The 635-nt window shown below is 36.4% G+C and carries 2 pseudogenes; one reads left to right on the forward strand and one right to left on the reverse strand.

Annotation, left to right across the window (positions count from 1 at the left end):
- A pseudogene (locus tag EKL98_RS16225) lies at positions 1 to 128 on the forward strand (MlaD family protein); the annotation flags it as partial.
- Between the two features lie 9 nt (positions 129 to 137).
- Here the strand turns inward: EKL98_RS16225 and EKL98_RS18255 are convergent.
- Positions 138 to 635: pseudogene (locus EKL98_RS18255) on the reverse strand (aminotransferase class V-fold PLP-dependent enzyme); the annotation flags it as partial.

The following is a 635-nucleotide window of genomic DNA, read 5'->3' on the forward strand; positions in this document are numbered from 1 at the left end:
ATGCTGCCAGCATAAAACTAAACCAGAACTTAGAAGCAATGAAACATAATTTTTTACTTCGTGGTTATTTCAGAAAACAAGAAAGAGAGAAAGCAAAAGCGGCAAAGGCAGAAGAAAATAAAAAGTAAATTTCTAAACTAGATACTTTTCAAAGCAATAATCAACAAATCAATATCTTCTTTAGTATTGCAATGGCTGAAAGAAATACGCAAACTTGGTTTCTTTAAGTCTTAGTTCGAAAGCATTTCGGCCAAAACGTGAGAAGGTCTTATACTTCCGGATTGACAGGCGCTTCCCCGAGAAACTGCAATTCCTTTCATATCCAAAGGAAACAAAATCATCGCCGTTTTGTCAGCTGGAAAAGGCAGCAATACATTTAAAATAGTATAAATCCCATCCGATGTTCCGTTGATTTGGAAAGCTGGGAAATGAATTTCAAATTGAGAAATCAAATAATTTTTCAATTCCTGAATGTGAATTCTTTCGGCTTCTAAATTAGCATAGGAAAGTTCCAAAGCCTTTGCCATTCCTGCTATTTGATGTACGGCTTCGGTTCCAGGACGCAAACCTTTTTCCTGTTCGCCACCGAAAAACAAGGGTTGTAATCCTGAATTTTTCTTGATAAAGGCAAAACC

This window comes from Flavobacterium bomense, assembly GCF_003970355.1.